The following is a 26,240-nucleotide window of genomic DNA, read 5'->3' on the forward strand; positions in this document are numbered from 1 at the left end:
AGTACTCCGCTAGTGATCCGACGGAGGTGGTCCGGAACCGGGCGCGCCCGTACTCGGCGTTGGCCGTCGGCGCACTGTTTCTGACCGCACTCGGGATCGTGGCCTGCGTGGTTCTGCTGCACCGCGACATGGCGGCGCAGCGCCCGTGAGGTGCCGCCGCCTTCGACGGCGACGACGAGATTAATTGGAATCGATCCGCGGAGGTGGGTTCAACGATGACGAACAACAGCCCGGCCGTTGACGAGGGAGCCATGTCCGTCACCTTCAGCCGTCCGGCCGGCACCTTCCTCTACTCCGCCAGAAAGCCCCGGCTGTCACTCAACGGCGGGGAACCGGTGGCACTCCCCTGGGGCACCCACCGCCTTTCGGTCGCCGCCGGCCGTCACCGCGTGCAGGCGTGGGTGCCGTACCTTTTTCCGCCCCGGGCTGGTCGCGCGGAGGCGGTTGTTGCCGTCACCTACGACGAGGACCGCTCCCAAATCCGCACCGGCAACGGACCACAGGTCATGGCCGCCCTGCGCAACGCCGCCATCAGCGCACTACGCCTGACCGGCATCACGAACATCGCCACCGCCAACCGCCACCACGCCCGCGACAGCCACCGACCACTGGCTCTACTCGGAGTCACCTGACGACTTTGCCGTGGCCCTGCCTCGAAGCCGACCTCCGCGCCTGGATTGCCAACTGGAACACCAACCCCAAGCCGGTCCTCCGCGGCGAGCGCGCGCTGAAGCCGCGCCGAGTTCGCCCAGGAGTAGTCGGGTCCGCGGACACCGCGGCGCTGGCGTACGTCGAGCAGCAGGTGGGCGTCCGCGTGCCGCAGTCGTTGCAGGAAGGACTCGCCGTCGAAGCCATAGACGCCGAATGTCACCAATCTGAGCACCGGAAGTCACCCACCTGCTACTCGTGCCGGTTCAACCGGCAGCCCTACCGGAGCCGGCGAGGTGGCATCACGCGACGGCGGTCCCCTCGAGCTCGACCATCAGGGTGGGGATCGCCAGCCGTGTCACCCCGAGCATCGTGGTGGTCGGCGCCACCCTGGCGGCGCCCAACCTCGACGCCAGCACGCCGTAGTGCTCGAAGAGCCGATCGACGTCGGTGGTGTAGACGTTGAGCCGGACGAGGTTCGCGAGGGACATGCCGGCCTCGCCGAGAATGGCCTCCAGGTTGTCGAGGCTCAGCGCCAACTGCGCCGCCATGTCACCGGCATGCTGGGGCTTGCCGTCGCCGCTCATCGCGGTCTGCCCCGAGCAGTACAGGGTCCGGGTGTGCCCGGAGACGATCTCACCCTGGTTGTACCCCAACTCCACCGACCACGTCCACGGGTTGACCGCCGTTCGCTCCATTGCCATCTCAGCTCCATTGTCGAGAGTGTGGGCCCGCTAGGACTCGAACCCACGTGTTGGTGAGCCTCTCAACCAACCACGACATCCTGTGTCGTGTATTCCTGGGCATAATTTTCGTATGCGGGCCGACCGGTTGGTATCGCTGGTGCTGCTGCTGCGCCAGCGCGGTCGGCTGCCTGCGGCCACACTGGCCCGCGAGCTGGAGGTATCCACCCGCACCGTGCTGCGCGACATCGAGGCGCTGTCCGCGGCCGGCGTCCCGGTCTACGCCGAACGCGGACGGCACGGCGGTTTCGCGTTGCTGCCCGGTTTCCAGACCGAGCTCACCGGACTGAACCACGACGAAGCGCTCGCCCTGCTGATCGCCGGATCGCGGCGCGGCGCGCAGGCATTCGGTCTCGGCTCGGCGCTCGCTTCGGCCATGCTCAAGGTGGTCGACGCGCTACCCGAAAGCTATCGGGACACCGCGGCCGGCGCGGCCCAGCGATTGCTCATCGACCCGGAGACCGACCTGCTGTCGCGCCGGCTGGTCGCCGAGGAGGTTCCCGACGGCGTAGTGGCCGAGGTTCGACGCGCGGTGCTCGCCGGACACAAGCTGCGCATCCACTACGCGGCTGTGGGCCAGACCCCGAAGTGGCGCACGGTGGACCCGATCGGCCTGGTCACCGTACGCGAGCAGGGCTACTTGCTGGCCACGAGGTCTGGCGCGGACCGCACCTACCGGCTGTCCCGGGTCTTGGCCGCCGAGGAACTCGCCGAACCCGCACAGCGACCAGACCGGGTCGATCTGGACCGGGCCTGGCAGGAACGCAGCACGCAGTTTCGGACCGGCGGCGATCAAGTCACCGTGCTGGTGCGGGTGAACCCGACGCGGCGGGAGGACTTGGTGGGCACCGCGCTGGCCGTCCGCGCCGAAGAAGCCGACGCAGACGGCTGGCTGCGGCTGGAGGTGACCTTCCAAGATCCGAGACACGCCGAATGGGCGCTGTGGCAGCTCGCCACGAACGCGGAAGCCCTGGCCCCGCAGTGGTTGCGCACCGCCCTGCGCAACCGCGCCGCCGCGATCGCCACCCGCTACGATGTGTCAACTGAGAGTTGAAGGGCGATTCACCTGCCAGGCGAGGAGCGTGGGATGACCAACTCGTTCTTTGCCGGAATCGATGGCTTCCGGGATACCGAGTCACTCGACTATCTCCAGCACACCCTCGGCGTTCGCCCGCTATCAGCCGCGCAAGGTGATCACCGCGGATCAACCAGGTGCCAGCGGGCCCGCTGACGGTCAAGTCCCGTGGCGCCGTACGACGTTGATGCTTCGTTCGGGCGTGTTGGTCAGGCCGTGATGGCCTGGAGTTCGGGCTCGGCGGTCACCTTCTCGACGACGGCGTGGCCGACGGCCTGAGCTCGGGCCAGGACGTCGAGGCTGAGGTGGCGGCGGCCTTCGGTCCATTCGTCGTGCTGCTCGGCCAGGACGGCACCGACGAGCCGGATGATGCTGGGCCGGTCGGGGAAGATGCCGACTACGTCGGTGCGGCGGCGGATCTCAGCGGTTGAGTCGTTCGTTGGAGTTGATGCCCCTATGGATTGTCAAGGCGAGTTGGCGCCGGGGTGAGCACGACGGGTGTGGTGAGGTGACGGTGGATCTCGCGGGCGATGTATTGCTTCAGGCAGCGGATGACTTCGCGCCTGCTCTTGCCCTCGGCGGTTCGTTTCGTGAGGTAGGCGCGGCTGCGCTGGTCCCGTGGTTCTGGAATGATGAATGATCCAGACAGGTACCGAGGTTCCGACGGGTGGAATGCCACGATGTGTGCCGGATGACGCAAGAGGATAGTCGTGGTTGAGCTATCGGCGCTACGGCGCATGATGCCACCCCCGGCCGCCCCTGACACGGCCGTGGACTGGAGGTGACTGACCGGATCCTGGACGAAGGAGTTTCCTGCCGACTATCGGCAGTTCATGGAGGTGTATGGGCCCGGCACAATCCAGGAGTTCCTGGTGATCCAGGAGCCGGAGCCCAAGGACGCCGCCTCCGGTGCGGGAACAGGCGGGATGGTTAGCGAAACGACCAATGCCGAGATGGCCTGGGCGGAGTTCCGTAAAGAGTCCGGGTTGGCCGAGGTTGAGCCGTTGCTGATCGCATGGGGGGTGAGTGCTGGCGCGGACATCCTGTGCTGGGACGCGTCCGGCGTTGACCCCGACGCCTGGCCCGTGCTGGTGTGGAACCGGGACGACACGGTCTGGCGCCGCTACGAATGCGGGATGGTGGAGTTCCTGCAGCGCGTGTTGGCGGCGGAATTCGACGAATGCCCGTTGAGCGGCACCAACATCTGGGGGGTCACCTCGGTGAAGTACCTGCCCTTCGGTGAGGAGATGCGGCTGCGGAAGGCCGGGCTGGATCCCTGGACCGGCGAACCGGATCCGTACGCCGGCATGTTCCCTATGTGACGGCGAGGGCAGCTGCCGATGGTTCAGTGAGCCTGATTCGGGACTGACGAAGCTCCTGGCCGATGGGCCTCAAGAGGGGCTGAACTTAGCCCCCTGAAGGGCCGAGCGTGGAATCTGCTCGGCCCTTCACGCTTCTCCGTGAGGTGAGATCGGCTCAGGACCGAGCAGTCTGCCGCCGAACACAAACTCGAACCCGCCACTCCACAGAGGCATCGCCTTACGAGTTCGTGCCCAATTGGTGGGGGTTTTAGCTGCGGTGATGCCGGTTTCGGGCTACCAGGTGATCACGCGGTCGGATACGAGCCCGGCGACGGCGTAGATGGTCTCGGGTAGCAGTGCGCGGCGGCCGGTGAAGCGTTGGAGTTGTCGCCACCACGTCAGTTCGGCGATCGCGTGCTCGACCGGGATCCGTTGTGACGATCGGTGTTTACGTTCGGCTTCCCATTGAAACCTGCCAGGCCGGTGGCGCGCCGGGGCGCAGCTTCCGCGGCGGAGCAACGACCTGGCCGGGATGCTCCTTGGCCAGCCCTTGGTAGGCGAGAGGCTGGATCGGATGCATGCATCCAGACGTGCCGAGATGAGTGCATGCGGCCGACGTGATGCTCGCGGGACAACGGGGGCAGCCGTCCACCGATTGGTGTGGGACCATCACGCTGTGCCTGAGTTGATCGTACGGGACATGACGAGGAACGAGTTCGAGGAGTGGCGTGACCGTACCATCCGATCATTCGCGGATGAGCAGGTAGCAGCCGGTAACTGGCCCGCGGACGAGGCCCTCGAGTTGGCGGCCAAGGCAAACGACGTCCTGTTGCCGGATGGCTTTGCGACTGCCGGAATGCTGTTCTTGAGGGCCGTGCTTCCCGACGGCACCTGTGTTGGCGTTTTGTGGCTGGGCTTGACGCACCCGCGCGGGGCGCCCGACTGCGCGTTCATCTACGACATCGAGATCAATGAGGCGTACCGCGGAGCCGGCTACGGACGCGCGCTCCTGGCTGCTGCCGAGGACGCCGTGCGCTCCCGTGGCCTGCGTCGCCTGGAGCTCAACGTCTTCCGCGACAACGCCCGCGCGATCCGGCTGTATGAGACTTCCGGCTACCGCGTCGTGACACAACAGATGCGTAAATCGCTCAATTGATCAAGAGCCAGATCGTTTCCCGCCGCCGGTGCACTGATCTGCCGCCGACCGGGCGTCACGGTGCGTCACGAGCGGTCCGTGCAGGGAACAACCGACTCTGCCGAGATTCGTGTGCGGCGTATCGTCAGTCGTCGTCCTCGTCTTCCGAGTCGGTGGGAAATAGCAGCATGTCCGCGATGAAGCAGGTCACGGCATCGGAGGTGTCGTAGCCGATCCACGTAGGGTAGGCGCCGTCGCCCCAGCCGCTGGACCAGGCGACCATGTTACCCGAATCGGTCGTGCGGTAGCGCGGCTCGACCAGACCGTCGAGCGTGCGCCAGACGTCTACCACGCGGTCGGCGGAGTCGGCGTCGACGTAGCAGGCCATGCCAGTGTCGACGCCGAAGCCGAAGAACTGCTGGTAGCCCAGGTCGAGTGGGTCCTGCCCGTCGCGCAGCGCCAGTTCCCATCGCACTGCGGGACGGTCGCTGATGTCGAGGCGGGCGGCGGTGACCCGGATATGCCCCGGGTCATCGACGAAGGTCGCGAGGCCGACGGAGACCGGGTACGTGCCGAGCGGCACGGTGACGTCAGAAGGCTTGGCGTCGAGGTCCAACGAGGAAGGATCAGCGGCGATCAGGCGGCCGGACGGCAGGTGCAGTCGCCCGGCGCTGTGGGCCGACAGGCGAAGCTGCCGGTCGTGGTAATCGACCTGCGCATCGGGGGTGAACAGGAGTTCAATGCCGTGCGGCCGCAGCGGCCGGGGCGGACGCCATGGTGGTCGGGTCGCGGTTCGTACCGGAAGCGGATGGTGCACCGCGTCGACGATCTCCACGGGCGTGTTCCCAGCGAGACTCAGTAGTTCCCGCCATCGGCGAAAGCCCGGAACCGGCAGGCGGGGCGGCGGCTGTATCGAGCGGGACTCGTGCCGAGCGCCCAGATCGCCACGTGGCTCGACGACGTCGGTGCGCTTGCCGGAGAGTCGATAGGTGATGCAGGTCCGCGCCGCGACATGCGGGTACTCGAATTCGCCCACATCCGGCGGGCCGTCCCAGGTGGCGGCCCGGCGCAGGAACAGGTCGCCGCCCCCCGTGCCGCGCAGCTCGTGGCAGGACACCTGCCGGCTGGCCGCGTCGAAGCGCGACACGCGGCAGTACTCGTCGGCCCAGGAGACGTCCATCACCGCGTGTCGTCGACCGTCTTTCAACAGCACGGCCGTGTACGGCTCACCCGCCGCGTCACGGTCCTGGGCCGCGGTCGCGGTCAGCGGATTGACCACGCCATCGTTCCATCCATCGCAGTACACGACCTCAAGCCTCGCGATCACGCCGTGACCATACAGACTGTCGCCGGTCGGCATCTCTCATCAAGATCAGGTGCATGCTTCTGCCGCCACGCCAGCGCGATAACGGCGAGCCGGGCGGCTCCTGACACCGATAGGTTGCAGTTCATGGGCAGTATCCTCTCGGTCAACCTGGCGGTGCCGGAGCGCAGCACCGCGAAGCGAGTCGGCATCACCGGCATCAACAAGCGGCCGGTTGACGGACCCGTGGCGGTCCGTGCTCCCGGACCGAAGACCACCGGGCTGCACAGTGGTCTGGTGGGTGACCAGATCTTCGACATCGAGCATCATGGCGGTGACGACCAGGCCGTGTACGCGTACGCCCGGGAGGACTACGACTGGTGGGAGGCCCGACTTGACCGGGTGCTGCCTGGCGGTGTCTTCGGCGAGAACCTGACCACGGTGGGCGTCGACGTGAACGGTGCGGTGATCGGCGAGACGTGGCTTATCGGCGACAGCCTCGTGCTGCAGCCGACGTTCGGGCGTATTCCGTGCGCCACGTTTCAGGCCAAGATGGCCGAGCCGCAGTGGGTGAAGACGTTCACCCGGGAGAATCGGCCTGGTGCCTACCTGCGCGTCGTCGAGCCGGGAGAGGTTCAAGCCGGCGACCCGGTGACTGTGGTACACCGGCCGGCCCACGGCGTGACGATCGCGGACGCCTTTCGGGCGTACATGTCCGAGCCGGAGTTGCTGCCCGCGCTGGTTGAGGTCGAGGGCCTCCCCGACGAACTGCGGGACTCGCTGCGCCGCCGCCTGAGAAGCTGAGACAGGGGCAAGAACGTCGGTGGCCGCGGAGGTGGTGCGGCTCTCGCTCGCGCTCATCTGCCGCGATCAGCGCGCGCATCGGCTGCGGCACGGCGGGGACCGTTCGTGCGGCCGCGCGAACCAGTTCGAGCAGTCAGCGACCGCCGGCCCTGGTCCCTCCACAAGCGGCGTCCTTCCCGGAGCGTCGCGCGCTAGTCTGCCGCGCATGTTCTACCGCGTCGGGGACGTGCTGCGTATCTCCTGCCCGTTCACGCCAACGGTCGTCACCGGCGTCGACGAGGCGTACGTCAGCGTCCGCTGGCCGTGGTGGGAGATTGACCCAGACGCGGCGGGCGTGCGCTGGAACGGCGAGGTGGCCCTGGGCCGCGCCGATCCGGACGAGCTGTACGTGACCGACCCGCCCTCGCTCCGCCTCGCCCCCGGCAACACCTGCCGGGTCGGTATCCCGGCGCGGATCATCCACGTCATCGAGGTTCACGAGTACGAACCGCCGCAGGAGACGGGCTGGCTGCCCCGCCCGAGCCTGAGCCTGCTCGTCCTGTGCGCCGGTGAGGCTCCGGACGCGGCAGCGGAGTTCCAGAGCACGAGCATCGAGCCCGATGGCGGTGTTCCGTTCACGCTCGAACTGGTGTTTCGACCGTACGCCTTCCCGGAGGCCGGCGACGACGTTGCCGACGCCGCCGGTCGTGCATGGCACTTCGATGGTCCGTGGACCTGGGCCGCTTATGACGGCGCGGGGGGAGTGCCGGCCTGGCCCCTGGCCCTACTGATGGGCGGGGCGGATCCGGCGGCAGTCACGGCCATGACCGCTATCGGTTCGCACGAAGCCGAAGTCACCCGCTGGCGCCGAGCGGCCGGCTTGCAAGACGACGCCCATCCCCACTGAGCAGGCCACGCCGCCTACAGCTACCAGCGGCCGGCCAGGTATCCCGATCTGCCGCCGACCGCGCGCCCACCAGCCGTTACCGCCCGACTCTGCCGATGTGCGGACACGGGTCGCAGGCAACCTGTGTCATCGTCCTTCCATGGCGATCGACTTACGCGTGGCGGACAACCGGGACGTGTCCTTCCTCGTCCAGGCGGATCTCCACGTCGACCGGCAGGAGCTCCACAGGGTCATCGAGGCTGGTCGAGTCACCGTCGCCGTGGAAGACACGTCGATCCAGGGATGGCTCAGGTGGGGCCTCTTCTGGGACGAGATCCCCTTCATGAACATGCTGTTCGTTCTCGAGCAGCACCGCGGCAAAGGCCTCGGCACGCGGCTGATCAAGCACTGGGAGAACCATCAGCGAGCAGCGGGCCGTGGCTCGGTGATGCTATCAACGCTGGCGAGCGAAAAAGCCCAGCATCTATACCGGCGCTTGGGTTACGTCGATCGCGGATGCCTCCTGCTACGGGGCGAACCGCTGGAGATTCTTTTCGCCAAGTCTATCGGAGAGTGACGCACTTCTTTGCCGCCGACCGAGCGTCTCGGTATAGCAACAAGCGAACCCAGCCCCGCCACGCGGCTTGTGCCGCGGAGCGGACGGTCAGGTGCATCACGACGCTCGGGCGGCTCTGTGCGGATCAGTCGATACGTTGGGCGATCTGGAGCGTGTTCAGGTAGTGCTTGCGCACCGTCGCAGACGGGCGGGCGGCGATCATGTCCTGGATTCCCGTGAACAATGTCTTCCGCTGCCAGGGCGAGGCGGCGATGTGCCCGGAGTAGGTGGACAGCAGCGCCAGGTACTCCTCGGCGGTGTAGTCCTGGCTCCAGACGTAGCGGTGCACGATCGGCTGCGCGAAGAACCCGCTGCCGCCGATCGCCTTGACGTCCGGAGCCGCGATCGCCTCAGGAGGCTTCGGGCCGCCCTGCCCGTCGCCCATGCCGACCTCGTCGTAGACCTGCTGTACCTGCCGGAAGAAGTCGTCACCGCCCGGCGGTGACACGTGCTCGGTGGCGACGATCGCCAGGTGACCGCCAGGACGCAGCAGCTCGGCGGCCCGGCGGTAGGCGACCTGCGGGTCCAGCCAGTGCCACGACGTTGCGGCGAAGACGAGGTCGAACGGCCTTTGGTCGCCCGCCTCCCACCGCTCGAACGGCGACACCACGACGTCCACGTCACCGTGCCCGGCGAGCACGCGGCGCGCCACCGCGGCCAGTTCCCGCCCGGGCTCCAGGGTCACGACGCTCCAGCCGCGATCGAGCAGCCCACGAGTGGCCTGACCCGTGCCCGTTCCGACCTCCAGCACCCTGGCTCCAGCGGTGCCCAAACCCGCCGACGCCGCCAGGTCGGCGAACAACTGTCTCGGGTAGCCCGGGCGTGCCCGCTGGTACAGCTCCGCAGCCGTGTCGAACGTCGTGGCCAGCCCCACGTACGGTTCCTGCCCCATCGCCGCACCTCCTCGCACAAGCATCCGCTCATGCCCCACCATGGTCGACGTTGTTCCATGACCGATCTCAGCGGCCTCACGCACGCCAGGTCGCCCAGCGTCTTCAGTCTGCCGGGAGGCAGAACAGCGCGGCGAGCGTGCCTACCGGATCTGCCGCTGGTCCGCCGTGCTGCGGGCGGGTCGCGTCGGGCAACGCTGGCGCGGAGTCCAGAAATGGCGGATGAGCATGCAGAGCAAGCGGCGGCTCGACTGATCATGCAGCGACACCACCAGGCATGCTGAGCATTGTGAGCGACTCGTACATCCGGCTGATCCCGACGAACCCGGACTGGCAGCCCACCCACGAGGCGGCCGCCGCCGCCGTTGCCTACGTGGCGAGCTTGTTCTCAGGCCCCGACGACGCTGTCGAGGAGGTGGAATACGAGTTCTACGACCGGGTGACCCTAATCGACGCCGGCGAGAACACCAGCCAGATCACGTGCTCGCGCTGTGGTCGGGATATCGGTCTGGACTGGCTCGGCGACCTGGTCAGGGGAAATGGCAGCCTGAGCTTCGACCACCTGGACGTGACAGTGCCTTGCTGCAATGCCGTCGTACCGCTGAACATCCTGCACTACGACTGGCCCATCGGTTTCGCGCGGTTCGAGGTGAGCGCCATGAACCCGACCCGAGCGCAATACGAACTCGAGACAGAGGAAGTCGCCAGGGTAGCTGATCTCCTCGGCCACGCAGTTGCGCAGATCCTCGCTCACTATTGACCACCAGGCCGAAGAGGAGCCAGCGCCTGCCGTCGCACGTCCCTATGAGCGGATGCGCGGATCTGCCGCCGACCGGGCGTCACGTTCAGTGACAGACCTTGGCAACGCTCAACGTGGGATCCTGCCGATGACCGGGCATCCGGTCTTGGTGTGCCGCTGCTGAATTCATTGCCGCTCGATGCAGAACTCATTGCCCTCGGGGTCACGCAGGGTTACCCAGCCGCGATCCTCGGGACCGCGGTGGTCCTCGTGGATCGTGGCGCCGAGGCTGACGGCCCGCTCGACCTCCTCGTCGCGGGACCGCCCGTCGGGCTTCCAGTCGAGGTGGACCCGGTTCTTGGCCGAGCGCGGCTCGGGGACCCGGACGAACAGCAGACCCGGCACCGGGTCCGGCGCTTCGACGAGCACCTCGTCGTCGCCGGGCTGATCGATCCCGGAAATCGGCCAGCCGGTCAACCGGCTCCAGAACGTGGCCAGCTCGTACGGGTCCGCGCAATCGATCGTTACGTGACGCAGTCTCATTCGCAGCACCGTAGGTCGTAATCAAGCCGGCATCAAACGCAATCGCCGCCACCAGCCGCGCCGCGCGCCCCGGTTCGGCACAAGTGGGCCGCCAGTGCGCACATTTGCCGCCGACCGGGCGTCGCGGCGTCCGTCGTGCTGATGAGAGGCTGCGCCGCTGGTCCGGTCTTGACAACTCCAGAAACGCTGCGGTGTGCATCCTTTACGGCGTTCATCATCCGGCTACGCCGGTCGGTCTTCGGCGGTCCGCCTGCCAATCGGGATCCGCCCGGCGGCTCCGCTTCCGTCAGGCATAAGGACTCGGATCTTCGTCCGGTGACGGCGCCCGGGTGGGCGGTACCGGAGACAGATCTCGGCGGATGCCGGTGATCCCGGCCGCCTGTTCGTGCGCCCTGTTCAGGATCGCCTCCGCCTCCCGTCGGGCGGCGGTCACGATCTCCTCGGCTTCGAGCCGCGCCTCGGCGTGGTGGTCGTCGGCCTGCTCCTCGGCGAGTTTGAGGATCTGTTCTACCCGGGTGCCCAGGCCGCTGACGGTTGGCCGCTGCCGGTTCCGCCGTCGTCGTTCCGCGGCGACCGTGGTTCCTGTGGTCGTATCGTCGCCTGCCACCCCGGCGTCCTCGTCGCGGTCGACCCGGCCGTCCCCGACGAGATCGGATTCCGTCGTACCGACCAGGGAGAGCGCGACGCCGAGCGCGGCGATCGCGACGCCGGACCAGAAGGCGGCCGGCCCGAGGGACGGACCGACCGCGGCGCCGACGCCGAGCCCGAAAAGGACGGCGGCAGTCCTGGCCGGCTTGCGCATAGGTCCTCCTCGCGCGGTGCGGGCGTGGGGCTTCCGGTTCCAGCATGACGAACGAGTCAACCCGGGTCGATCCCCGACGGAAGGTCCCGGCGCACGAGGGGCGCTGGATCAGCCGAGCTCGTACTGCCAGTGGCGGACAATCGATTATCCGGATCTGCCGCCGAGGGCGCTCGACAACGATGGCGCGCCGACGGGCCCCGGATCGTCGTTGCCTGACCGCGGAGATGAGGACAGCCGGATCAGCGCCGCGAGCGGTCCAGCCCACGGCCCGCAGTGCCTGCTCGATCTCATCACCAAGGTGCTCCGCCGTCGAGGGTTTCTCAGGTGGTGGCCTTGGTCGATCGGCGGTCGGGCGCAATTGGCTGCACGGTCCCTTCGGAAGACCTCAGCTGAGCTGTTCGGCCAGTCCGACGATGATGCCCTCGGGGCCGCGGACGTAGCAGAGCCGATAGCGGTTCTCGTACTGCGCCAGCTCGCCGACGAGTTCGGCGCCGTGGGTTCGCAGGCGGGCAACGACGTCCTCGATGTCGTCGACGGCGAACATGATGCGACGAATGCCCAGCGTGTTCGCCGGTGCATCCTTCGGCTCGGCGCTGATCGCCTCCGGCGTGTGGAACATTGCCAGCTCGATTCGGCCGTGGCCGTCCGGGGTCCGCAGTATTGCGATGTCCTGTCGGACGTCGTCGATCCCGATGACACGCTCGACCCAGCGTCCCTCGATTGGCCCCTTGCCCTCCAGCTCCATGCCGAGTTCGACGAAGAACGCAATTACAGCGTCGAGATCGTCGACAACGATGAGGACGTTGTCCATCCGCTGGATCGTCATGCAGGGTCTCCTTAGCCTTGTGCGGCCATGACCGCATCCACTCCTGAGACGGAGCCGCCAGGCCGTTCTCGACAGACTGTGCACCATCTTCTGCGGGAAATCTCGTGACGCGGCGGTGCCCATCACGCGCCAGCCGTACCGCTTCGGACGAAACACCGCAGGCCAGTCGGACCATGAAGCCCTCACGTAGGCGATCCTCGGTGGGTACTCATTTGCCGCGAGGTGCTTGCCGTGGCCTGCCTCCGCCGGACTGGGGCATTACTGTGAGTATTCGGCGTGCAGTTCGGCGTACGGCCGGCGTTGGTCAGGGTGGCGCCGGTTTCTGCCCATGCCGATCTCGGCGCAGCAGTGCGTGCCCGGCGTGCGGGCACGATGAGCCGGACACTCCTCGGCCAAAGCGCGGACCTGGTCGGCTTCCAGTTCGAAGGCCTCGCGGCTGCCGGTCAGCACCAACGTGTCGGCGGCGATGTCCCACCGAAGATGATCGCGGAACTCCTGATGCCAGGCTCGTCGGTGGTCGGCGATCGACCGCGCCGGCCACGCGTGACCGGGTAGGACGACGACGGTGTGCGGCCTGCCGGTCCCCAACCGGGAACGGACCTGCTTCCACCGTGACGACGGGAACGCGAGACGGTGATGCAGCAGCACCAGGTCGAGCGGGCGCCCCCAACTGTGATGGTCGGGGAGTTTCGCGCGGCGCAGTGGGAGGTAGACGATCGTGTGCGGCGACCGGGCAGCCAGACCCCACGCCTGAGCGAACATCACCGCAGTGTCCTTGTCGAGGCAGAACTGGGCTCCGAGACGGCCCTCGTACAGACCGGCAAACCTTGGGTGGGCGATGGCGCTGCTGCCGGGCCAGGACACGGCCTCGCTCGGCACCGAGGACTTCTTCGAGTACTCGGTCGACGCGGGTACCGGGACGCTAGCCGACCAGGTCGCCATCGAGGCACTGCGCGAGTGGGACTACGAGCGAGTCGAGGAGACGTTCATCCCGGCGCAGATCCCGGATGACCCGGTCGACGCCGTCATCACCACGGTGGTGGACGAGTGGACCGGGGCCAATGTGTATGTCGTCGGCTCCGGGTGGGGTGACGGCGTGTACGCGACCTATGTGGGCCGCACCGCGGACAGGCGCGTCGCCAGCTTCGTCACCGACTTCCGCGTCGTACCGCACGAATAGCCTCACGACACTGCCCTTGGTGACGAGTTCGTAGGCTCGTGTGCCCGTGGTCGGGTGCACGCACGTGGCACCCGGATTCGACCTGGGCGCGCCGCCCGAACCACCGCCACAGTCTGCCGGAATTTCCACCGACACCCTCAGCCTCATCCCAGCACGTCACTGGATAAAGGACATACGGCAAGCAGGATGCCGGCTTCCAACGAGCTAACCAACAGAGTCAACGACCGGGGCCGTAGGGCGCATTCACTTCTCAGAGTCCTCGGACAAGCTCCACGAAAGGGTGAATAAATCTGCTAAAAACTTGATGTCGCGGATAGTTTGATTTTCGCCGGTGCCGACACCCGTGGCACGAAAGGTCATCCCGAAGAATGTGGGTGTCCCGCACGCTCGAAGAACTCTTGAGCCTCCGTCGTGCGTCCCCGCCGGATGAGTCGAAGAGCAAGTTCGGTCATGGCGTCAGTGTTCCCGGCCTCGGCAGCACGCCTATAGAGCGACTCGGCGTCTTCATCCTCGGATCTCCGGGCCTCGGCGACCATAGCATCGGTGTTGCCCCTGGCTGCTGCGCGGCGGTAGAGGCGGTCGGCCTCCTCATGGTCCTCCCGTTCGGCCAGCATGTGGGCAAGGACGACCATGGCGTCCGTGTTCCCGGCGTCGGCGGCCTGGCGGTAGAAGACGTCGCGCTCTTTGCCGCCGTCGTCCTTGGCATACAGCAGTGCAATACGGGCCTCGGCGCGGAGGTTCCCCGCCCGAGAGGCCAGCTCGTAGAGAACTTGTGCCTCGTCGCCTCGGCCTTGGGCGTTTAGCAGGTTGGCGAGTCGGACCATTGCGTTGGTGTCGCCGGTCACGGACAGTGAGCGGAAGAACCTTTCGGCCTGCGCGAAGTTGCCGAGCGTTGCCATTGCGTGCGCGTGGTCGTACATCGCGATCGGACTGCACGCGACCCCGGCCCGGAAGTAGGCGTTGGCGGCGATGTCAAGCAGGCCCGCGTCCTGGGCGGCCAGGCCCACGGCCAGCGACTCGAACCCGTCGGCGAGCGCGAGGACGGTGTCCCACACCGCGCTGCAGACAGCGACACCGCCCAGCGGACCTTCACCCGCCACCGCGCGGTCCACCAGATAGTCTGACGCTAAGTACAACCCACCGTGCCGAGCGTCGTGCCTCTGACGCAGGCAGGAACTGGCTCCCAGCACCCGCTGCGAGGCCCAGGTCAGTCCCAGCCGCGCGGGCGGCAGATCGTGGCGCTCACGCCACCCCGGTGGCACATACTGTCGATACAGCGCGCTCAGCACGGACTCGGACACATACTCGTGGTAGCCCGCACGCCGGATGTCGACTGCGGCATTGATCACCGCCTGGCCAACGTAGAACAGGGGGTCGTCGCCGACCGACCAACGCCTTAGCATGGCTGGCCCGGCGGCCAGGTATTCGGCGAACCCCACCTCGGCACGCAGCGCCCCAGCGATGCGGGGGTCGTCCGACTTCCGTGCACGCGACGCCTCGCTCGTCGTCAGCAGGCGACCCACCGCGATCCGACGGTCCGGCGGGATGGCAGCGACCACGTTGACGGCCAGGCGGTCGACGCCGATGTCGCCTCGGCGCGTGGCAGCGGCGTTCTCATAGCAAGCAAGTTCCCGGTCGCGGATCGTGGCGACCACGGTGGCCCCCTTGCGCTGCACGACGTGCAAGATGGCCGGGTCGAGACCCTGGGGAGTGAGGAATCGCTCCAGGTCGTCGAGCCAGACCAGCACGCCAGCAAGGTCGAAGTCCCACGTGACCGCCCTCTGCAGCCACCGCCCGTCGACTGGGACGAGCAGTGGTCGGTTGGGGTAGAGGCGCCTGAGTGCCTCGGCGGCCGAGCGCGTCTTGCCGACCGACGCGGGACCGTGCAGCAGCACCGTCCCGCCGTCGCGCAAAGCCTGCTCCAACACGGGGTCGAAGTCTCGCGCGATGTAGGGGACGTCCGGCGCGGACCGCGTGGGCACACTGATCGCGTCGCTCACCCCGAGGTCTCGCAGCGACACCTCACCGATCGTCGGTAACCGGCCGTCGAAGGCGTACTCCGCCCCGATCAACGGGTCCGTCAGCTCGACGGTCGCCGGCTTCTCCACGGAAGGAGGGCGCACCAGAGCTGCCAGCGCCAGAAGTAAGGCGAGGATGCCAGCGGGCCAACTGAGCCCTTCGAGAACGTTGCGCACTGGCCCGTCGTCACGGACCAGCCAGTCCAGCCACCCCCACCGCAGTATCAAGCCAAACGCCAAGACACCCGCGCCAGCGACGGTCCACCACACCCACCGTCTCATCTTCATCGCCCTCCCAGGTGGCGAGCGCCGTCGAGGGAACGGTAAGCCATAGAGGCGACACCGAGCGTGGGCGCGGTCAGCAAGCCTTGGTGGATGTGAAGGTGAAGTCGCTCGATCCCATGGGCGATTGGAGGACCAGCCTTAACGATACCTGCCAGTTAGTGCCCCACTTGCCGTCCCAACGTGACCGTCCAGCCCGACTGCCGCTCCTATGCAAGCCCACTCACGTACTGACCGACAATGCCAAGGGGCCAACCTCCGCTCATGGCTCATAGCCGCCGACCGCGCGTCACGGTGCGTGACGGACGCGCGGCGACGCTCGGTGCGCGGTTGTGCCGAAAGCAGTGCGCACGGCCACCGGTGGTGCCATGGCGGCCGGTCAGGTAAGGCGTCAGCTGAAAGCCGTGCCTGAAGTCGGTTCAGCCATCACGTCGCCCTCGTGGAAGGCACCGGTTGTTCTTCCCCTGACCACCGGCTGAGTCAGCAGCCCAGGCCGTCCTTGTACCACTTCGGGACATCACCGTCGGCGACCTTGTCGGCGAGCTCCCAGACGACCTCGGGGTAGTCGCCCTCGTCGTTCATGTCGTGCAGCACCTTCCACTGGTGGCTACTGCGCAGCGCGGCTGCGGCCTGCTTGACCGCTTGGTCGTCGCCGGCGGAGTCGGCCCGGATCCACTCGGCGATCCAGTCGCAGGTGACCCTGCCGGCCACTGCGGCGCCGAACTGGTATGGGTCGTTGGCCCCGGCGTTGTCCAGTACCGCCACGTCGAAGCCCGGCGGGGCCGGCATGTCGGCGAGAATCTTGGCGGCTTCCTCACGGACGTCGCCCGGCGTGACGATCTCCGGCGGCAGCGCCTTGAGGAACGACTTGGCATCCACCTTGATCACGTGGGTGAGGATCCCGTCGAAGGTGGCCCGCGTCCAGTTGCCCCCCGTGCGCAACTCGACAAACGTGCCGTCCTGCGGCTTGAGCATGGCCGCCATGTCGTTCTTGCTGTAGGTGAAGATGCTGGCCGGCCGGTTCGCCACGGTGGTCGCCTCCGGCTTGCTGACAATGGATGCCGGCGTGAACCTCCGCGACGTCCAGACCGCCGCCCGCCACGCCGATCCCCGCACCACCATGCGCTACGACCGCGCCCGCCGAAACCTCGACCGCCACCCCAACTACATCCTCGCCGCCTACATGGCCTCCGGAACCTGACCCCACCACGCTACTTTGCCGAGAACAGCGCGTCAGGCATCGGCCACGCCGGGTCCACGTTCGGCTGCCTCCAGAGGCTGCTTGATCTCGACAATTCCGCGCTCGACTCGCGTCTGGATCGCCGGGGCCATGGTGTGCGAAGTAGATCCGTTGACCAGACGAGTCGGCAGGGCCTGCGACGACTCGCCCGACGCCCCGCTGCAAGCTCGAAGGCAAGAGGCCCAAGCTGACCCCCGCCAGCAGGCCGAGCTGGTCCGGATGCGCGCCAGCGGCGAGTACTCCATCGCCGACCTGATGGAGATGTTCTCCGTCGGCAGGGCAACGGTCTACCGCGTCCTCGAACGCGCTGGCCACGATGGCGCGAGCTGGCGGACATGAGGAAGTCCGCATGAGTGAGAAGCCACGCCCCGAGGACTGCACGCATCCGGATAGAGGGTGCAGGAGCACATCCTGGCGCGGGCGCCGGCGACTACTACTGTCGCAGCTGCGGTGAGGCGATGCCGACACCGCCGGACTGACTGAGAAAATCTCGCGGCAGGACCCACCAAAGGGAGAGCGCGGTGTTTCGCAGGGGCATACGGAGTCAAAGGGAGAAGTTCGGCAGGGAACTCGACGCGGTGAAGGCTCATACCGCCGCGGGCCAGTGGCGGGACGCGGTGCTGGCGAGTATGCGGGCGGAGCGGATCGCTACGCGGTTGCAGCGGGCGGAACCGACCGACCTTGGGAACGTGTGGGTGCTCGGCTCGACGTGCTACGACCAGGCGTTGCTGTGGGATCGGCTGGGCAAGGGACGTCAGGCCGTCAGCGCCGCCCGCAGGGCACTGTGGGCCTACCACTGGCTGGACCCCTCGAAGGGGGACCCGGGTCGTGTGCGGGAGGTGCTCGCCGGCAACGGACCCGAGGTGAGGGACGATGCCCCGTCCGCGCCGGCGGATCTGATGGCCCACGCCGCGGACGCCCGGGCCCGGTTGGCCCGGTTGTTGGCCAAGTACCAGCGGGAACGCCGCCCCGGCGACGCCTCGAACATCGACCGTTACCGCGGCCGCTCGGTGGCGGGCGAAGTTGACCTGCTGGGCCACGACGCGGTCGGTGTGTACGAGGTGCTGGTCGAGGCCTCGCACTACGGACAAGAGGACCTCGACCGCGTCAAGAAGCAGTACGAGGCCGCGCTCCAGCACCTCTATTAGGCCCTCCCCTCGGGTCCATGCGATGCGCCCCAAAGTAGAAAGGTCTGGTGGTCACCAAGCTCGATCGGCTCGGCCGCTCCCTCGACCACCTGATCGACTTGTCCGCCCAAGCTCTCTCGGCGTCCGGATCTGCCGCCGTCAGCGCCGCCGCGCCCGGCTGACGCTTCGCGTGTATCAAGATTCGGACGCTGTCCTGCGGATGCCGGTTGTCTGGGGGACATGAGACCGCTGTGCGGCCCAGCCCGGACTGGAAAGATGTGTCAGATTCCGGGATCTGGCTTGCCAGTACCTATGCCCTTTCGGCTTTTCCGTCAACTCTGCGGATCGAGGCGTACATGATTACGCCGAGCGTTCGTCCTGTTCACCTGTGCTGCGCCAGGTGATTTCGGGCGCTGGAGAGAAGTGCTCGGCGAGCATCGGGGGTTACTGGGATGATGGGTCGCGGCGGCTCGGAGACGGGTTGACTCCTGCCCTGCGGCTGCCTGTAGCGGGGCCGCTAGCGGCGTCGAGCGCCTGCGCCGTCATCAGGCGCGCGGTACGGGGGCACCGCCTACCCGTCTCCTAATGCGGACCCGGGCGCACCAGGAGGTCGCCGGTCCTAGCGGCAGACGCACACTCGTGCCGATCTGCGCGCACGTTGCGTCATCGATCGGCGGGGAGATGTGATCCTCGGTGGTGGTGTGGTGCGGGTTGCCACCCAGGGAACTCGACCAAGCCCATAGTGGCGACGAATTGCCACGTGATCGCCGTCCACCGCGCGTCATCCGGCATCTGTCCCGGGAGCGTGGCGCCCAACGAGCAGCGCCGGACCGGTCGGCCGCCTCTGGGCGCAATCGCGCGGTACGCCGCTCAGGTAGGCGGCCGGCTCCGTCCGCTGCGCCCCGCCTGTCGATTTGACAGCGCTATAGCTAGCGGTTATCTATTAGCGGTCTAGCGAAGGGTGTGCCTGGGTGCAGGACGTGGTGCTGGCCATGCTGGCGAAGGAGCCAGCGCACGGGTACGAGTTGCGCAGCCGGATGCGTGAGGCGCTCGGCCCGCTGGGCGAGGCGATGAACGCCGGGCAGATTTACGTGACGCTAACCCGGCTGGCGAAGGCCGGGCTGGTGACCTCGGAGCGGGCCGAGGGCCTGCCGGACCGGCCTGACCGCCGGGTTTACGCGCTGACCCCGGTGGGGCAGCAGCGGGTCGCCGTCTGGCTGACCGAGGTGAGCTGGCCGAAGCCGGACCTCGCGGAGTTCCATCTCAAGCTGGTGGCCGCCGCGACGGCGCGGTTGGCCGATCCCGTGGCGCTGGTTGACGCGCAGCGGCGGGAGGTGTTGCGCCGGCTGCGGGACGCCCAGCGGGCCGCGCTGGGCCGGTCGGTGGACCCGATTGCCGGGTTGCTGCTGGAGGGTGTCGTGCTGCGGCTGCGGGCCGACCTGGAGTGGTTGGAGGCGTGCGAGCGCATGTGGACCGAGCATGCTCGGACCGGGGGGAGGGCGGGGGCGTGACGGGATCGATGGTGCTGCGGGCACGCGGGCTGACCAGGCAGTACGGCCGGGACAGCGGGCTGGTGCGCGCGGTCGACGAGGTTGACCTGGATGTGCCCGCCGGGCAGGTGCTGGCGGTCATGGGGCCCAGCGGCTGCGGCAAGTCCACGCTGCTGCATCTGCTCGGCGGGCTGCAACGCCCCACCGACGGGCAGGTGTGGCTGGCGGGCTGCCGCATCGACACGATGAGCGAGCGGGCCCTGGCCCGGCTGCGGCGCCACCGCATCGGCTTCGTCTTCCAATCCTTCCACCTCATGGACGAGCTCACCGCGGTGGAGAACGTCGAGCTGGCCGCGCTGCTGGCCGGTCAGCCGCCCCGCCGGGCCCGGCGGCGTGCCCTGCACCTGCTGGACCGGGTCGGGCTCGCCGACCGCGCCACGCACCTGCCCTCGGCGCTGTCCGGCGGCCAGCGCCAACGGGTCGCCATCGCCCGCGCGCTGAGCAACGACCCGCTGGTCGTGCTGGCCGACGAACCCACCGGCAACCTGGACAGCGCCGCCACCCTGGACGTGCTGCGGCTGTTCGAGGAGCTGCGCGTCGCGGGACATACCCTGGTGGTGGTCACCCACGACGCCTCGACGCCCGGCAACCGCTGGCCGTCGCCCGGACGATCGGCGCCACGCCCGGACAGGCCAGCGCGGGCCTGGCCGTGGCGCAGCTGCTCCCCGCGGTACCCGGCGTCGCCGCCGGGATCCCGGTCGGCATCGGGCTGTACCTGGCTGTCGGCCGCGGCGAGATCCGGTACGCGCCCGCCTCCTGGATGCTCGCCACGGCACTCGCAGTCCTGCTCGCCATCGCCGTGCTCACCGCCATCCCCGCCCTGGCCGCCGCGCGGCGCCCGGTCGCGGACGCCCTCCAGCCCGCACCGACCTGACAGCCGTCAACGGCGTACAGCCGCTCACGGCGCTACGGCCGAGTGGAAACGCAGAGCAAGTCGCCAGTTGCATCTAGCGCATCAATTGCAAGAGCTTGCGCATGGATCTGCCGCCGACCTCGCGCTGACGGGGGCGTGCCGTGTCACTCCCTGTAAGCCGCTTTTCCGTACGGTCGAGATCTGGGCACGTCCGGTCCTGCCGATGTCCGGTAGTGGCCAGGAGCCCGGACCGACCGCAGGTCGGGCAACGCGTGTGTCGTTGCGCATCTCGGGCGCTGGCACTGCGGGGCAGCGGTAGGTGTGCTGGTCGGGCCAAAGGGCTGGCGAGCAACCGAGGTGCAGGATTCACACCTCGACTTCCGCCCCGTACGCGACGAACTGTTCAGTGAGGGCGGCCGCTGTTGGGCTGAGCCGCGCAAAGTCACGTGCGACCAGGACGGCCTCGCGCCGGGCCCACGGTTCGGTCAGCTCGTGCTGGGCGCGGAGCGGGACGCCGTAGCGCCGCGCCGAGTTGCGCGGCACGATGGCCCGACCAACTCCGGCCGTCGCCGCGGCACACACAGCCCCGAGCGAGGGAAACCTCACCCGGTATGTCGGCTGCAAGGCCGCTCGAGCGGCCTGCCGCTCGATCAGCTGCTGCAGGGGCACACCGCGGTTCAGCCCGACCATCGGCTCCGCTGTGACCTGGGCGAGCGACAGGGGCCGCGACAGCCCCTTTTGCGGCCTGCCCACGACAACCAAGGAGTCGTCCCACAGGACGATGGTCTCGCAGCCCTGCGTAGCGGCCGTCCCAGTTGATACGACAGCGAGCTCGACCCGTCCTTCGCGGACGTGGTCCACCGCGGCCACGCTGCTCAGCTCGACCAGATCCAGCGAGACGGTCTGCATCCGGTTCAGCGCCGCGGTGATCACCTCGGGCAGGCTGTCGACCGCCGAACTGTTCACGGCCAGGCGCAGTTCTTGGGTGATGCCGCGGGACCGGGCCATCAGCGACTCCTCGAGCTCACGAGCCTCGTCCACGAGGCGCGCAGCGCCGGCCGTCAACGACTCCCCGGCTGCCGTCGGGCTTGCCCCACGACGGTGGCGCTCGAGCAACGGTGTACCTACGCGCCGCTCAAGCGCCGTGATGCGGGCGCTGGCAGCGGACAGTGAGAGGCCACAACGCTCTGCACCAGCGCTGATGGAGCCAGACTCGACCACCTCGAGGAACAGCGCAAGATCACGTATCTCGATCACACCCGCATTCTGCCTTCGGCGACACCGAAGGCTGCACCACATCTCCGTGATCAGAAGCGGCGGGCCGCACTGGAGCATGGAAAGGACCCTCAATGCAGGCCGAAGAATGTAAGTGAAGGAGAGCCATGGAGATCGTCGACTCCCAGAACCCGTGCGCGGCGCTCGAGCGGGAGTTCCGCAATCAGCTCCACGCCATCGTGTTTCTGATCGGGGAGGGACGCGACGCCGAGGCGATCCGCATTGCAGAGCAGGGACCGTGGCGGCCGTCTGAGCGTGGAGCGCGACAGGCGCCGGTCACTGCGGGGGCCCACCGCTGCGGGTGGGCATCCGCGAGTGCCTTCATCGACGTCATCCGGCGCACCATCGGCTACACGCCGGGGATGTGCGCCCGGGCCGAGCACGCGGTGCCGCTGCCGTGACACTTGCCGAACAGCTGCTGGTGCTCGTCGCCGGGTTCGCGGCAGGCGTGCTCACCTCCACCGTGGGCGTGGCCTCGCTCGCCAGCTTCCCCGTCCTCCTAGCCTTAGGCATCCCACCGGTCGTCGCCAACGCCTCGAACACGATCGGTCTCACCCCAGCCGGTTTGAGCGGCTCCTGGGGTTATCGCGAAGAACTGCGCGAGCAACCCCGACTCGCCTGGGTCATCATCGTCACCTGCGGCCTCGGGTCAGTCGGCGGGGCGGCCCTGCTCTTGGCACTCCAGCCCGGTGTCTTCGAGCGCGTCGTGCCCTGTTTGATCCTCTTCACCTGCCTGCTCGTCGGTGTACAACCGGGGGTCACCCGTTGGCTGCGCCGGCGTACGCCGGACGCGAAAGCGGGGACCTTCCCCGGCCCGGTCACCACAGCGCTGTCGGTGCTGACCGGTGCGTACGGCGGCTACTTCGGCGCCGGATCCGGCGTGATGATGGTCGCCGTCCTCGGCTTCGGGCTCGACCTCGACCTGCGCGTGGTCAACGGGCTCAAGACGATGGCCGTCGCCGCCGCGAACGTGGTCGCGAGCGTCATCTTCATGGTCGTCGCCGACCTGGACTGGTCCGTGGTGGCCGTGCTCGCGCTCGGGTCCATCGGCGGCGGCTACGTGGGCTCTCGGATCGGGCGCCGGCTCCCACCAACAATGCTGCGCACTCTCATTGTCGTTGCCGGGGTCATCGCCGCCGTGGCCCTCGCCTGAGCGAGAAACGACGTCGGAGGCTCACGGAGGAGTACTCGCCGGGCGGTCGGTCCGGGGGTAGCAGCCGCCGATTACGACCGCCCATTCCTGGACGATCCACCGGCCCTGTACTTCCAGCAGCAAGGCCCGTCCCCGGCAACAACCTGACCGGTCCAGCAACTTCTCGTGACCCGCCATGCATCCGGATCTGCCGCGAGGCGCTCGTCACGCAAGGTAACCAGCTCACGGGTGCATGCATCCAGACGTGCCGATGATCGGATGGCAGCTGGCCGAACGCTATCCGGCCGTCGCGGTCAAGCCTTCGCCGCCGCGGCCGTCCGCGATGAGCGCTTCGATTCTCGCCGCCACCTCTGGTAGTCCGCCATCGCCGAGACGTCGACCGGCCCGCAGTTCGATGAGGTGGCGGACGACCGTCAAATGCTCAGTGAGGTCTGCGGGGCCCGGGGGTAGGTGGCCTGCTGCAGCTCCGAGACCGTGGCGGAAACCGTAGCGACCACGTGGCCGAGCTGCGCACTCGCCGTGTGGGCGAACTCCACCACGTCGATGCCGGCCTCACGCGCTACATCGAGGGCTCGTAGCAGGCCGAGTTGGGCGTCGTACCACACCCCGAAGAGGGCGAGGTCCCAGACCGCAGCCGCCTCCGGCGCTTCTCCGACATAGCGTGGCTTGCTCAGCAGCTGGAAGGTCCTCTGGTGTTGCTCGAACGCGTGCCGGGCGCCGCTAAACAAGATCCGCGCCGTCGGTGCCGATCATCTCGGGCGGTGCCTGAATCCCCGCGTGGATGTACTGCGCGCCCAGAGCGGTGACCCGCTGGGCGGCTAGCCTACCCGTGTACATCCCGACGATCGTCTGCCCTGACAGGTCCATGTCGAGCTGGGCAAGGCACTGCTCTACCGCGCTGTAGTCCTTGAGGGTCAGAAAGCTGAGGGTGGTGGAGGACACCGCCTCCCGGACGGACCGCGCTGGTAGCGCCCCCGCGGCCACAAGCGCGGTCGCACGACTTTCGGTGCGGTTCCACACCGTGACGTCGTACCCACCTCCCAGCAGCCGATGTACGACCGCACTACCGATGGCCCCTGTGCCGATGACCGCGACCCTGGGTGCTGACTTCTCGACTTCGACCATGGCCCGATCTTCAAACATCCACCTTGGTTGAGGTCAAGTCGACGGCTCCCTCGCAATGCGCCGCGATGGAAGCGCCGCCGCGACGACGACGGGTGCCCGGGCTCGGGCTTTCGAGGCGGCTGCTCCCATCCTCCCCCTCAGTGCTCGGCACCAGGACAAAAATGGGTGGCCTCGCCAGCCCGTCCCGCCCTACCTTGTAACTGGATCTTCTTCTCCGACCCACTCACGAGAGGACCTCACCCCGCGTGACGCCGCCTGCTCTTTGACCTGACACCTTCCCCGTGCATCGGTCGCCGACGTCGCCGTCGGCTCTTCCCATGCCTTCCGTCAGGTCTTCAGAGAGATCATGTCTACGCGTCCTCACATCGTGCTGTCCTGGGCCGCTCGGCGCTCGCACCCTCCCCTGCTCGCATTCCGCTGCGTCCACTGCCATTCCGGCCCCGCCGACACCGGCGACGGGAAGTTCCGCGTCAATGCCAACCGCAAACCCCCCGACATCTGGCTCCTGGTCGCCTGCGTTTCCTGCGACCGCATCAGCAAAATCACCGTCCACGATCGAGTCCCGGTCCGGTACCTGGATCCGATCCTTCTGTGGGGCTACTCCGGCAACTCCTCCCGTCGTGGGCCTGAGCCGGGGCGAGAGGCAAGGTGGCCTTGCCCCGGACTGCATCATTCGGCGGTCCGCGCGCGGTCGCTCATGACCGGGCGCGAACGAAGGTCAGGGCCGGCCCGATACCGACGACAAAGGTGAACGCCCGGGTGCATTGATCCGGACGTGCCGATGAAGTGGGGGTAAATCTGCCGTATCCGGACATGGCGGCGACGCGCGGCGAGCTGGAGCAACTACGGAAGTCAAGCAGCGGGGGTAGACCGCAGTAGACGCGAGCCACCCAACAACGGCAGCGGCAGGTGTGCGCCCGTGACTCCGCAGTCCTTGGATCTCGTGGCGCGACGGCGGCGCGCTGCGGCACAGCCACCCGCAGGACGCCTTCGCTCCCGTTGAGCACGAGCTACGGGAGGCCACCACGGATCTGCGTGGCGCCGCAAAAGCGTCCAAGATTGACTTGGTAGTGAAACGGGGCCTGGCCGTGACGGTCGCCATCGCCGCCGGATTAGCGGCAGATGGCCTGGGCCTGGAGAGCGGCTTGTCGACCGTCACCCTCGCCGTCATCGGCGGTCTCGCGGTCAACGTCGCCACGAACCAGACCAGGTACGAACACACTGGTACGGTCTCTGATCCGGCGGTATACAAGTACCTGCACCGGGTGCAGCAGGCGATCGTCTCCCCGGCGGTATAAGCAGGGCTATGCCCGTCAGAATGTGTTCCCCACCGTAGGCGATGCACTGATCGGCCGCGAAGTGCTCGTTACGTTCGGTGACCGTTCTCCGGGCTGACTCGCGTCCTGACGTGCCGAAGAGCGGATGCTGAACTCACCGACTGTACCGACGAGACCGGGCGGCTATCCGAAGCGGTCAGCCAGCTTCGTCAGCTTGGTGACGTACGCCGGCCAGTCATAGTCGTGAGGGATGTTGGTGTTCTCCCGCCGCAGGCCGATCGCCGTGTCGTGCTGCTCGCGCATGATGTCGGCGTGACCGGCGTGACGAGCGAGGTCGCAGGTCACGTGGACGATGATTCTTTGCAGCGTCACGGCCTGTCCACCTGGCCACCACGGCACCCGCCCCGGCGCGTCGAGCGGTAGCTGTTCGATCGTCTGATCCGCGAACACCCCGACACGGCGATACAGGTCGATCAGCCCATCCTTCGTCTCGTCCTCCCGCGCGTACCAGTCTGCCTGCGGGTCCTCCTCGAACGCCTGCATGGGGACCAGTTCCTCAGGCGTCGGGAATTCGCGCCCGAAGGTAGGCCCGAAGTAGCCGGCTTCGACATTGAGGCAATGCTTAAGGACTCCCAGCAGGTTGTTGCCGGTCGCGGTGCGGGGCAATCTGGCTTCGCGTTCGCTCAGCCCGTCGAGCTTCCAGATCAGGTCTTCTCGAGTCGCCTGGAGGTAGTGGTGCAGCGCAGCCTTCGCATCGCCCAAGTCAGCCATGCCCGCCAGTCTTCCGTATGCGCCGAGCCATCGTGCGAGGTGTCGTCCGCAAGATCAGCGCCCGGCTGGAGCGGTCGGCATCCTCATCTGCCGCCGACC

General features: G+C 67.8%; 31 protein-coding genes and 2 pseudogenes. 19 read left to right on the forward strand and 14 right to left on the reverse strand.

All coding sequences use genetic code 11. The features are described from left to right. Positions 1 to 215 precede the first annotated feature (215 nt). Complete coding sequence (locus C1I99_RS35120) at positions 216 to 632, forward strand: hypothetical protein (RefSeq protein ID WP_233512283.1); 417 nt, start codon at positions 216 to 218, stop codon at positions 630 to 632. Between the two features lie 318 nt (positions 633 to 950). Here the strand turns inward: C1I99_RS35120 and C1I99_RS02955 are convergent, their stop codons facing one another. Then, a complete protein-coding gene (locus tag C1I99_RS02955; protein ID WP_233512284.1) occupies positions 951 to 1,352 on the reverse strand; it encodes a RidA family protein in 402 nt (133 codons plus the stop codon). Between the two features lie 112 nt (positions 1,353 to 1,464). Between C1I99_RS02955 and C1I99_RS02960 the strand changes: the two genes are divergently transcribed. Beyond that, positions 1,465 to 2,445 (forward strand): helix-turn-helix transcriptional regulator, encoded by a 981-nt coding sequence (locus tag C1I99_RS02960; RefSeq protein WP_111132617.1) that lies wholly within the window; start codon positions 1,465 to 1,467, stop codon positions 2,443 to 2,445. 230 nt (positions 2,446 to 2,675) lie between these two features. On the opposite strand, the pseudogene C1I99_RS02965 reads toward C1I99_RS02960, so the two are convergent. Further along, positions 2,676 to 2,891, reverse strand: a pseudogene (locus C1I99_RS02965) (transposase); the annotation flags it as partial. Between the two features lie 83 nt (positions 2,892 to 2,974). On the opposite strand from C1I99_RS02965, the gene C1I99_RS34485 reads away from it, so the two are divergent. The 3 genes from C1I99_RS34485 (at position 2,975) to C1I99_RS02975 (ending at position 4,923) form a co-directional block, all read left to right on the forward strand. Further along, on the forward strand, positions 2,975 to 3,106 hold the full coding sequence (locus tag C1I99_RS34485) for a hypothetical protein (protein ID WP_267897463.1): 132 nt from the start codon (positions 2,975 to 2,977) through the stop codon (positions 3,104 to 3,106). A 193-nt stretch (positions 3,107 to 3,299) separates the two neighbouring features. Next, a complete protein-coding gene (locus C1I99_RS02970; RefSeq protein WP_111132618.1) occupies positions 3,300 to 3,788 on the forward strand; it encodes a hypothetical protein in 489 nt (162 codons plus the stop codon). A 655-nt stretch (positions 3,789 to 4,443) separates the two neighbouring features. After that, entirely contained in the window at positions 4,444 to 4,923 is a 480-nt protein-coding gene (locus tag C1I99_RS02975) for a GNAT family N-acetyltransferase (RefSeq protein ID WP_111132619.1), read from the forward strand. Positions 4,924 to 5,047: 124 nt separating this feature from the next. On the opposite strand, the gene C1I99_RS02980 is transcribed toward C1I99_RS02975, so the two are convergent. Next, on the reverse strand, positions 5,048 to 6,229 hold the full coding sequence (locus C1I99_RS02980) for a DUF4241 domain-containing protein (RefSeq protein ID WP_158553936.1): 1,182 nt from the start codon (positions 6,227 to 6,229) through the stop codon (positions 5,048 to 5,050). 123 nt (positions 6,230 to 6,352) lie between these two features. Here C1I99_RS02980 and C1I99_RS02985 point away from each other — a divergent pair, with 123 nt between their 5' ends. The 3 genes from C1I99_RS02985 (at position 6,353) to C1I99_RS02995 (ending at position 8,451) form a co-directional block, all read left to right on the forward strand. Beyond that, positions 6,353 to 7,009 carry an MOSC domain-containing protein gene (locus C1I99_RS02985; protein ID WP_111132621.1) on the forward strand — a complete coding sequence of 219 codons (657 nt, stop codon included), beginning with the start codon at positions 6,353 to 6,355 and terminating at the stop codon, positions 7,007 to 7,009. Between the two features lie 205 nt (positions 7,010 to 7,214). After that, positions 7,215 to 7,895 (forward strand): hypothetical protein, encoded by a 681-nt coding sequence (locus C1I99_RS02990; RefSeq protein ID WP_111132622.1) that lies wholly within the window; start codon positions 7,215 to 7,217, stop codon positions 7,893 to 7,895. Positions 7,896 to 8,034: 139 nt separating this feature from the next. Continuing rightward, the gene (locus tag C1I99_RS02995; RefSeq protein WP_233512285.1) at positions 8,035 to 8,451 is read left to right on the forward strand and encodes a GNAT family N-acetyltransferase; all 417 of its coding nucleotides are present in this window, start codon (positions 8,035 to 8,037) and stop codon (positions 8,449 to 8,451) included. A 124-nt stretch (positions 8,452 to 8,575) separates the two neighbouring features. Here the strand turns inward: C1I99_RS02995 and C1I99_RS03000 are convergent, their stop codons facing one another. Beyond that, on the reverse strand, positions 8,576 to 9,382 hold the full coding sequence (locus C1I99_RS03000) for a class I SAM-dependent methyltransferase (RefSeq protein WP_158553938.1): 807 nt from the start codon (positions 9,380 to 9,382) through the stop codon (positions 8,576 to 8,578). A 275-nt stretch (positions 9,383 to 9,657) separates the two neighbouring features. Between C1I99_RS03000 and C1I99_RS03005 the strand changes: the two genes are divergently transcribed. After that, complete coding sequence (locus C1I99_RS03005; RefSeq protein ID WP_111132625.1) at positions 9,658 to 10,140, forward strand: hypothetical protein; 483 nt, start codon at positions 9,658 to 9,660, stop codon at positions 10,138 to 10,140. A 165-nt stretch (positions 10,141 to 10,305) separates the two neighbouring features. Here C1I99_RS03005 and C1I99_RS03010 read toward each other — a convergent pair whose 3' ends face one another. The 4 genes from C1I99_RS03010 to C1I99_RS03025 all read right to left on the reverse strand — a co-directional run bounded on the left by C1I99_RS03010 (position 10,306) and on the right by C1I99_RS03025 (position 13,169). Then, entirely contained in the window at positions 10,306 to 10,662 is a 357-nt protein-coding gene (locus tag C1I99_RS03010; protein WP_111132626.1) for a VOC family protein, read from the reverse strand. A 286-nt stretch (positions 10,663 to 10,948) separates the two neighbouring features. Beyond that, entirely contained in the window at positions 10,949 to 11,464 is a 516-nt protein-coding gene (locus tag C1I99_RS35125) for a DivIVA domain-containing protein (protein WP_111132627.1), read from the reverse strand. Positions 11,465 to 11,849: 385 nt separating this feature from the next. After that, positions 11,850 to 12,290: a VOC family protein gene (locus tag C1I99_RS03020; RefSeq protein ID WP_111132628.1), complete on the reverse strand. Its 441-nt coding sequence runs from the start codon at positions 12,288 to 12,290 to the stop codon at positions 11,850 to 11,852. Positions 12,291 to 12,548: 258 nt separating this feature from the next. Next, on the reverse strand, positions 12,549 to 13,169 hold the full coding sequence (locus tag C1I99_RS03025; RefSeq protein WP_146603872.1) for a hypothetical protein: 621 nt from the start codon (positions 13,167 to 13,169) through the stop codon (positions 12,549 to 12,551). Between C1I99_RS03025 and C1I99_RS03030 the strand changes: the two genes are divergently transcribed. Beyond that, positions 13,129 to 13,470, forward strand: a complete 342-nt coding sequence (locus C1I99_RS03030; protein WP_111132630.1) for a DUF4241 domain-containing protein — start codon at positions 13,129 to 13,131, stop codon at positions 13,468 to 13,470. The two genes, C1I99_RS03025 and C1I99_RS03030, sit on opposite strands and share 41 nt — an antisense overlap. Before the next feature lie 356 nt (positions 13,471 to 13,826). Here C1I99_RS03030 and C1I99_RS03035 read toward each other — a convergent pair whose 3' ends face one another. After that, the gene (locus C1I99_RS03035; RefSeq protein ID WP_146603873.1) at positions 13,827 to 15,665 is read right to left on the reverse strand and encodes a tetratricopeptide repeat protein; all 1,839 of its coding nucleotides are present in this window, start codon (positions 15,663 to 15,665) and stop codon (positions 13,827 to 13,829) included. A 585-nt stretch (positions 15,666 to 16,250) separates the two neighbouring features. After that, positions 16,251 to 16,799, reverse strand: a complete 549-nt coding sequence (locus C1I99_RS03040) for a hypothetical protein (protein ID WP_111132632.1) — start codon at positions 16,797 to 16,799, stop codon at positions 16,251 to 16,253. A gap of 34 nt (positions 16,800 to 16,833) precedes the next feature. Between C1I99_RS03040 and C1I99_RS33650 the strand changes: the two are divergent. The 5 genes and pseudogenes from C1I99_RS33650 to C1I99_RS35130 all read left to right on the forward strand — a co-directional run. Then, positions 16,834 to 16,971 (forward strand): annotated as a pseudogene (locus C1I99_RS33650) (tyrosine-type recombinase/integrase); the annotation flags it as partial. Between the two features lie 150 nt (positions 16,972 to 17,121). Then, entirely contained in the window at positions 17,122 to 17,349 is a 228-nt protein-coding gene (locus C1I99_RS03050; protein WP_199561910.1) for a helix-turn-helix domain-containing protein, read from the forward strand. 239 nt (positions 17,350 to 17,588) lie between these two features. Next, a complete protein-coding gene (locus C1I99_RS03055) occupies positions 17,589 to 18,158 on the forward strand; it encodes a hypothetical protein (RefSeq protein WP_146603874.1) in 570 nt (189 codons plus the stop codon). Positions 18,159 to 19,108: 950 nt separating this feature from the next. After that, entirely contained in the window at positions 19,109 to 19,648 is a 540-nt protein-coding gene (locus C1I99_RS03065; protein WP_111132635.1) for a PadR family transcriptional regulator, read from the forward strand. Continuing rightward, positions 19,645 to 20,859, forward strand: coding sequence for an ABC transporter ATP-binding protein (locus tag C1I99_RS35130; RefSeq protein ID WP_233512286.1), 1,215 nt, complete (start codon positions 19,645 to 19,647; stop codon positions 20,857 to 20,859). Before C1I99_RS03065 ends, C1I99_RS35130 begins: the two co-directional genes overlap by 4 nt. Positions 20,860 to 20,906: 47 nt before the next feature. Here the strand turns inward: C1I99_RS35130 and C1I99_RS03075 are convergent, their stop codons facing one another. Then, the gene (locus C1I99_RS03075; protein ID WP_158553939.1) at positions 20,907 to 21,797 is read right to left on the reverse strand and encodes a LysR family transcriptional regulator; all 891 of its coding nucleotides are present in this window, start codon (positions 21,795 to 21,797) and stop codon (positions 20,907 to 20,909) included. A 125-nt stretch (positions 21,798 to 21,922) separates the two neighbouring features. Between C1I99_RS03075 and C1I99_RS03080 the strand changes: the two genes are divergently transcribed. Both C1I99_RS03080 and C1I99_RS03085 read left to right on the forward strand, forming a co-directional pair. Beyond that, complete coding sequence (locus tag C1I99_RS03080; RefSeq protein WP_111132637.1) at positions 21,923 to 22,216, forward strand: helix-turn-helix transcriptional regulator; 294 nt, start codon at positions 21,923 to 21,925, stop codon at positions 22,214 to 22,216. Beyond that, positions 22,213 to 22,968 carry a sulfite exporter TauE/SafE family protein gene (locus tag C1I99_RS03085; RefSeq protein WP_111132638.1) on the forward strand — a complete coding sequence of 252 codons (756 nt, stop codon included), beginning with the start codon at positions 22,213 to 22,215 and terminating at the stop codon, positions 22,966 to 22,968. Before C1I99_RS03080 ends, C1I99_RS03085 begins: the two co-directional genes overlap by 4 nt. Positions 22,969 to 23,381: 413 nt before the next feature. Here the strand turns inward: C1I99_RS03085 and C1I99_RS03090 are convergent, their stop codons facing one another. Together C1I99_RS03090 and C1I99_RS03095 are read right to left on the reverse strand one after the other, a co-directional pair. Continuing rightward, a complete protein-coding gene (locus tag C1I99_RS03090) occupies positions 23,382 to 23,696 on the reverse strand; it encodes an imine reductase family protein (protein ID WP_111132639.1) in 315 nt (104 codons plus the stop codon). Next, on the reverse strand, positions 23,689 to 24,111 hold the full coding sequence (locus tag C1I99_RS03095) for an NAD(P)-binding domain-containing protein (RefSeq protein WP_111132640.1): 423 nt from the start codon (positions 24,109 to 24,111) through the stop codon (positions 23,689 to 23,691). The genes C1I99_RS03090 and C1I99_RS03095 overlap by 8 nt, the downstream gene beginning before the upstream one ends. Positions 24,112 to 24,439: 328 nt before the next feature. Here C1I99_RS03095 and C1I99_RS03100 point away from each other — a divergent pair, with 328 nt between their 5' ends. Both C1I99_RS03100 and C1I99_RS03105 read left to right on the forward strand, forming a co-directional pair. Then, the gene (locus tag C1I99_RS03100) at positions 24,440 to 24,844 is read left to right on the forward strand and encodes a DUF1062 domain-containing protein (RefSeq protein WP_199561911.1); all 405 of its coding nucleotides are present in this window, start codon (positions 24,440 to 24,442) and stop codon (positions 24,842 to 24,844) included. Between the two features lie 337 nt (positions 24,845 to 25,181). Next, a complete protein-coding gene (locus C1I99_RS03105; RefSeq protein WP_146603875.1) occupies positions 25,182 to 25,391 on the forward strand; it encodes a hypothetical protein in 210 nt (69 codons plus the stop codon). Between the two features lie 162 nt (positions 25,392 to 25,553). Here C1I99_RS03105 and C1I99_RS03110 read toward each other — a convergent pair whose 3' ends face one another. Beyond that, positions 25,554 to 26,141: a DinB family protein gene (locus C1I99_RS03110; RefSeq protein ID WP_111132643.1), complete on the reverse strand. Its 588-nt coding sequence runs from the start codon at positions 26,139 to 26,141 to the stop codon at positions 25,554 to 25,556. Positions 26,142 to 26,240 lie beyond the last annotated feature (99 nt).

The organism is Micromonospora deserti (assembly GCF_003236335.1).
GTDB lineage: Bacteria > Actinomycetota > Actinomycetes > Mycobacteriales > Micromonosporaceae > Micromonospora > Micromonospora deserti.